The organism is Oerskovia sp. NPDC056781 (genome assembly GCF_042789955.1).
In the GTDB taxonomy this organism is placed as follows: Bacteria; Actinomycetota; Actinomycetes; order Actinomycetales; family Cellulomonadaceae; genus Oerskovia; species Oerskovia rustica.
This window is the reverse complement of sequence record NZ_JBHUAD010000238.1, coordinates 1-5,739: the sequence shown is the minus strand read 5'-3', so window position 1 is coordinate 5,739 and position 5,739 is coordinate 1. Positions and strand designations below refer to the sequence as shown.

The window sequence follows — 5,739 nt, the reverse complement described above, 5'->3', positions numbered from 1 at the left end:
TCCCACGAGCCGGGCCCTTCGCCGTCGGGACGTCGCCGGAGGCCAGGGGAGAGACCCGGCCGGCCGAGCGCCCGTGAGTGGCGCGGCGCCTGTGAGGTGGCTCAGCGCCCGTCGAGCACCATGCACGTCAGGCGCGCGGTGCACACGCGGCGGGCCTCGTCGTCCACGACGACGATCTCGTAGCTCGCGGTGGTGCGTCCGAGATGGAGCGCGGTCGCGACGCCGTGCACCGCGCCCGAGCGCACCCCGCGGTGGTGTGTGGCGTTGATCTCGATACCCACCGCCGCGCGCCCCTCGCCCGCGTGGATCTGGGCCGCGATCGAACCCAGCGTCTCGGCGAGCACGACCGACGCGCCGCCGTGCAGCAGCCCCGCGGGCTGGGTGTTCCCGGCGACCGGCATGCTGCCGGTCACGCGGTCCGGGGCGACGTCGTCGAGCGTGATGCCCATGCGCTCGATGAGGGTGCCCACGGTGCTCGCACGCAGCGCCTCGAGCGCCGCGTCGTCGGGGGAGGTGGTCGGGCTCTCGGCTCCGTACGTGTCAGTCATAGCGGATAGGTTTGCACTCGTGACCACCACTGCGCGACCTCGCCTCCTGCTGATCGACGGACACTCGATGGCCTACCGGGCCTACTTCGCCCTGCCGGTCGAGAAGTTCTCGACGACCACCGGTCAGTCGACGAACGCCGTCTACGGGTTCGTCTCGATGCTGACGAACCTGCTGCGCGACGAGAAGCCGACGCACGTCGCGGTCGCGTTCGACGCGGGGCGCGCGTCGTTCCGCACCGAGGTCCTGCCGACGTACAAGGGCACGCGCGACGCGAGCCCCGAGCCCTTCAAGGGCCAGGTCCCGCTCATCAAGGACATCCTCGCGACGCTCAACATCCCCGTCCTGCAGAAGGAGAACTTCGAGGCGGACGACATCTTCGCGACCCTCGCGACCCAGGCCGCGGCCGTGGGCATGGAGGTCCTGATCTGCTCGGGGGACCGCGACTCGTTCCAGCTCGTGCGCGACGACGTGACGGTGCTCTACCCGAAGGTGGGCGTCTCGACGCTCGCGCGCATGACGCCGGACGCGGTCCTCGAGAAGTACGGCGTCCCGCCCGAGCGCTACCCGGACCTCGCGGCACTGGTGGGGGAGACGAGCGACAACCTGCCGGGCATCCCGGGCGTGGGCCCCAAGACGGCCGCCAAGTGGATCAACGCGTACGACGGCCTTGACGGCGTGCTCGCCTCGGCCGAGGCGATCACGGGCAAGGCGGGGGAGAACCTGCGGGCCAACCTCGACCAGGTGCGCCTCAACCGCCAGCTCAACGCCCTGCTCACGGACATGGAGCTCCCGCTCGGCCCCGACGACCTGCTTGCCCAGCCCTGGGACCGCGAGGCCATGCACCGCGTGTTCGACGCGCTGGAGTTCACGGCCCTGCGCGAGCGCCTGTTCGCGCTCGCCCCCGAGGGCGAGGAGGACGTCGAGGAGGGCTTCGACGTCTCGCTCGCCACGCTCGGACAGGGCGAGCTCGGCGCGTGGCTCACGGCCCGCAAGGAGCGCCCGGTCGGCCTCGTGGTCGCGGGCAAGGCCGCCCCGGTGGGCGGCGACGCCTGGTCGCTCGCGGTCGCGGACGACGGCGCGGCGGCGGTAGCGGTCGACCTCGCCGACGTCGCGGTCGTCGACGAGCAGGCGCTGTCGGCGTGGCTCGCGGACGCCGAGGCGCCCAAGGTGGTCCACGGCGCCAAGGCGACCTGGCACGAGCTCGCCGCTCGCGGCTTCGACCTGCGGGGCGTCGTGTTCGACACCGAGCTCGCGGCCTACCTGTGTCACCCCGACCAGCGCGGCTACGACCTGGGTGACCTCGCGATCCGGCACCTCAAGCGCGAGCTGCGCGTCGAGGAGGTCGACGAGCCCCAGGGTGCGCTCGACCTGTCGCTCGACGGCTCGGGCGAGGACAAGCGGGACGCCGTGCGAGCCACCGGCGTCCTCGACCTCTCGGAGGTGCTGGTGGGGGAGCTGCGCGACCGCGGCGCGGACCACCTGCTCAAGGACCTCGAGCTCCCGCTCGTCGACGTGCTCGCCCGCATGGAGTCGCGCGGCATCGCCGCGGACGTCGAGTACCTCACCGAGCTCGAGAAGCACTTCGGCGAGCTCGTGGCGACCGCCGCCTCCGAGGCGTACGACGTGATCGGCCGCGAGGTGAACCTGGGCTCGCCCAAGCAGCTCCAGGAGGTCCTGTTCGACCAGCTGGGCATGCCCAAGACCAAGAAGATCAAGACCGGCTACACCACGGACGCCGCAGCCCTCGCGGACCTGTTCGCCAAGACGGGCCACCCGTTCCTCGAGCACCTGCTCGCGCACCGCGACGCCACGCGCCTGCGCCAGACGGTCGAGGGCCTGCTCAAGTCGGTCGCCCCGGACGGGCGCATCCACACGACGTTCCAGCAGACCATCGCGGCGACGGGGCGGCTGAGCTCGACCGACCCGAACCTGCAGAACATCCCCATCCGTACCGAGGCAGGCCGACGGATCCGCCGCGCGTTCGTGGTCGGCGAGGGCTACGAGACGCTGCTGACCGCCGACTACAGCCAGATCGAGATGCGCATCATGGCGCACCTGTCGGGCGATGAGGGGCTCATCGAGGCGTTCCGCTCGGGCGAGGACCTGCACAGCTACGTGGGCTCGCGCGTGTTCGACGTCCCGACGGACCAGGTCACCCCGGCCATGCGCTCCAAGATCAAGGCCATGTCCTACGGCCTGGCGTACGGCCTGTCCTCGTTCGGCCTCTCGCAGCAGCTGAACATCTCCGTCGGCGAGGCTGCAGGTCTCATGGAGGACTACTTCAAGCGTTTCGGCGGCGTGCGCGACTACCTCACGGGAGTCGTCGACGAGGCCAGGGTCACGGGCTACACCGCGACGATCCTGGGTCGTCGGCGCTACCTGCCCGACCTCACGAGCGACAACCGCCAGCGTCGCGACATGGCCGAGCGCATGGCGCTCAACGCGCCCATCCAGGGCAGCGCGGCCGACATCATCAAGGTCGCCATGCTGGGCGTCCAGCGCGCGCTCGACGAGCAGGAGCTGCGCTCGCGCCTGCTCCTCCAGGTGCACGACGAGCTCGTGGTCGAGGTCGCCCCGGGAGAGCGGGACGCCGTCGAGGAGCTCCTGCGCCGTGAGATGGGCGCCGCGGCCGAGCTCTCCGTGCCCCTGGACGTCTCGGTGGGGGCAGGACGCACCTGGCACGACGCGGGCCACTGAGCCCCGGCCGGGCGCCGGGAGGGCGGAGGAGCCCTGCCCCGGCGCCCGGTCGATGCTCATGACCGGGCGAAGCGCGAGCCGCCGTACTTCTTGTGGACGGCCTGGCGGCTGACCCCGAGGATCGTCGCGATCGCGGCCCAGGAGATGCCCCGGGAACGTGCGCGCCGGACCACGAGCGCCTCGCGCCGGTCGGCCTCGTGCCGCAGGTCGCGGAGGGCCGCGAGGGCGTGCAGCGGGTCGTCGTCGTCGGCCGCGCGGACGAGCGTCGTCATGTCTGGCTCCTTCATCGGGTGTCCTCCGGTCGGGTGGTACGCACCACCCTGTCAACATAGGTTGACGTCTCGACAAGTGTCAACCCATGTTGACGCCTACGGTGTCGGGGCGACCTGGGCGCGCCGGCTGTCGCTGCGGGTGTCCGCGCCGTCGAGCGGGTCGGGCAGCCCGGTGACCTCAGGGTGCCCGGCGTGTCCGGAAGATCGCCGTGCCCGGCAGGTACGCGCCCCGGACCGGCCCCCATCCGCCCCAGACCTCCTGGTTGTCGACGGGCCACTCGGGCTCGACCAGGTCCTCGATCACGAGACCGGCGCCGACGACCTCGCGCACGTGGTCACCGACCGTGCGGTGGTACTCGGCGTAGGTCACGCGTCCGGCCGTGTCGGTCTCGACGTAGGGGCGCCGGTCGAAGTACGAGCGGTTCGCCGTCAGCCCGTGCTCGCTCGGGTCGTCGGGGAACGCCCAGCGCGACGGGTGCGTCACCGAGAACACCCATGCCCCGCCGGGGCGCAGGACGCGAGCGGCCTCCCGGTGGATCGTCGCGGCGTCGGGCACGAAGGGGATCGCGCCGAACGACGTGAACGCGACGTCGAAGCTCCCGTCGGCGAACGGGAGCCTGCGCGCGTCGGCCTGGACGAGCGGCACGGCGACGCCCGTCGCGGCGTTGAGCCGCGCCCCCGTGGCGAGCATGCCGCCCGACACGTCGGTCGCGACCACCTCGACGCCGCGCGACGCGAGCCAGCGCGAGCACTGTGCAGCGCCTGCGCCGACCTCGAGCACGCGGCGGCCGTCGAGGTCGCCCAGCAGGCGTGCCTCGGACTCGCGCAACCCCTCGGGGCACCAGCAGAAGTCGACCGCGCCGAGGAAGTCCCCGTGCTCGTCGAGGTACTCCTCGGCGTTGGCGTCCCACCACGTGCGGCTCGCGGCCCCACCCTGCTCAGCGGGCACGTGGCGGTACCCGACCGACCCGATCGTCTCATCCGTCATGCATCCATCGTCTCGCGAGGAGGGTCGTTCCGCGGTATCGCCCCAGGTGATCGATAGGGTGGGGGCTGGTCGGTCGAGCGATGGCGCTGGTCCGCCTTCCGACGATCACTCATCACGAGACGAGGTTCGAGTTGCGCATCGGTCTGCTCACAGGTGGCGGGGACTGCCCCGGTTTGAACGCGGCCATCAGGGCCGTCGTCAAGCAGGGGATGGGCGAGTACGGACACACCATCATCGGGTTCCGCAACGGCTGGAAGGGCGTCGTCGACGGCGACATCATCCCGCTCGGGCGCCAGGACATCCGTAACGTGCTGCCCGTCGGGGGAACGCTCCTGGGGACCGCTCGCTTCCACCCCCACGCCTCCGACGGCGGGATCGACGCGGTCCTCGCGACGGTCGAGGCCGAGCGTCTCGACGCCATGATCTGCATCGGCGGCGACGGCACGCTGCACGCCGCGAGCAAGGTCGCGGACGCGGGCGTCAACATCGTCGCGATCCCCAAGACGATCGACAACGACGTGGAGGGGACCGACCTGTCGATCGGCTTCCACACGGCCGTCAACATCGCGACCGAGGCGATCGACCGCGTCCACACGACCGCGGAGAGCCACAACCGTGTCATGGTCGTCGAGGTGATGGGGCGCCACGCGGGCTGGATCGCCGTGAACGCCGGCATCGCCGGTGGCGCCGAGGTCGTGCTCGCCCCCGAGGACCCGTTCGACATGGACGCCATCGAGAAGTTCCTGCGTCACCGCCACCGTGCGCACGCCAACTTCTCGATCGTGGTCGTCGCGGAAGGAGCCGTGCCGCGCGAGGGCAGCAGCATGAACTTCACGCAGGAGCTCGGCAAGTACGGCGAGATCATCGCGGGGTCGATCGGTGAGCGCGTCTCGGCCGAGATCGCCAAGCGCACCGGGTTCGACACGCGCCTGACCGTCCTCGGCCACGTCCAGCGCGGCGGGGAGCCGACCCCCACGGACCGCATCCTCGGCAGCCGGTTCGGCGTGGCCGCGGTCGACGCGATCTCGCGGGGCGAGTCGAAGGTCATGACGGCGCTGCGCGGGGAGAGCGTCGTGCTCGTCCCGCTCGACGAGATCGCCGGCAAGGTCAAGCACGTTCCCGCCGAGCTGCTGCGGGTCGCGCACGCCCTGTCCTGATCCTCGTTCCCGCCTCGGCGGCGGACGCGCGACGGCCGCCCGTGGACCCGTACATCCGCTCCGAGCAGTCCCTGAT

At 71.6% G+C, this 5,739-nt stretch carries 5 protein-coding genes; 2 read left to right on the top strand and 3 right to left on the bottom strand.

The genetic code is table 11. The features are described 5' to 3' along the window. Positions 1-101 precede the first annotated feature (101 nt). The gene (locus tag ACFRCR_RS16080) at positions 102-548 is read right to left on the bottom strand and encodes a hotdog fold thioesterase (protein ID WP_377678909.1); all 447 of its coding nucleotides are present in this window, start codon (positions 546-548) and stop codon (positions 102-104) included. Here ACFRCR_RS16080 and polA point away from each other — a divergent pair. Further along, positions 442-3,246: a DNA polymerase I gene (gene polA / locus ACFRCR_RS16075; protein ID WP_377678907.1), complete on the top strand. Its 2,805-nt coding sequence runs from the start codon at positions 442-444 to the stop codon at positions 3,244-3,246. The two genes, ACFRCR_RS16080 and polA, sit on opposite strands and share 107 nt — an antisense overlap. 56 nt (positions 3,247-3,302) lie before the next feature. On the opposite strand, the gene ACFRCR_RS16070 is transcribed toward polA, so the two are convergent. Next, a complete protein-coding gene (locus ACFRCR_RS16070) occupies positions 3,303-3,518 on the bottom strand; it encodes a helix-turn-helix domain-containing protein (RefSeq protein ID WP_377678906.1) in 216 nt (71 codons plus the stop codon). 178 nt (positions 3,519-3,696) lie between these two features. Continuing rightward, positions 3,697-4,506: a class I SAM-dependent methyltransferase gene (locus ACFRCR_RS16065; protein WP_377678905.1), complete on the bottom strand. Its 810-nt coding sequence runs from the start codon at positions 4,504-4,506 to the stop codon at positions 3,697-3,699. A 131-nt stretch (positions 4,507-4,637) separates the two neighbouring features. Between ACFRCR_RS16065 and ACFRCR_RS16060 the strand changes: the two genes are divergently transcribed. Further along, positions 4,638-5,663 carry a 6-phosphofructokinase gene (locus tag ACFRCR_RS16060; RefSeq protein WP_056652217.1) on the top strand — a complete coding sequence of 342 codons (1,026 nt, stop codon included), beginning with the start codon at positions 4,638-4,640 and terminating at the stop codon, positions 5,661-5,663. Positions 5,664-5,739 lie beyond the last annotated feature (76 nt).

Excerpts from the sequence above, each read along its gene's own strand:
- polA (WP_377678907.1), top strand. The coding sequence starts at position 442 with ATGCCCATGCGCTCGATGAGGGTGCCCACGGTGCTCGCACGCAGCGCC.
- ACFRCR_RS16070 (WP_377678906.1), bottom strand. The coding sequence starts at position 3,518 with ATGACGACGCTCGTCCGCGCGGCCGACGACGACGACCCGCTGCACGCC.
- ACFRCR_RS16065 (WP_377678905.1), bottom strand. The coding sequence starts at position 4,506 with ATGACGGATGAGACGATCGGGTCGGTCGGGTACCGCCACGTGCCCGCT.
- ACFRCR_RS16080 (WP_377678909.1), bottom strand. The coding sequence starts at position 548 with ATGACTGACACGTACGGAGCCGAGAGCCCGACCACCTCCCCCGACGAC.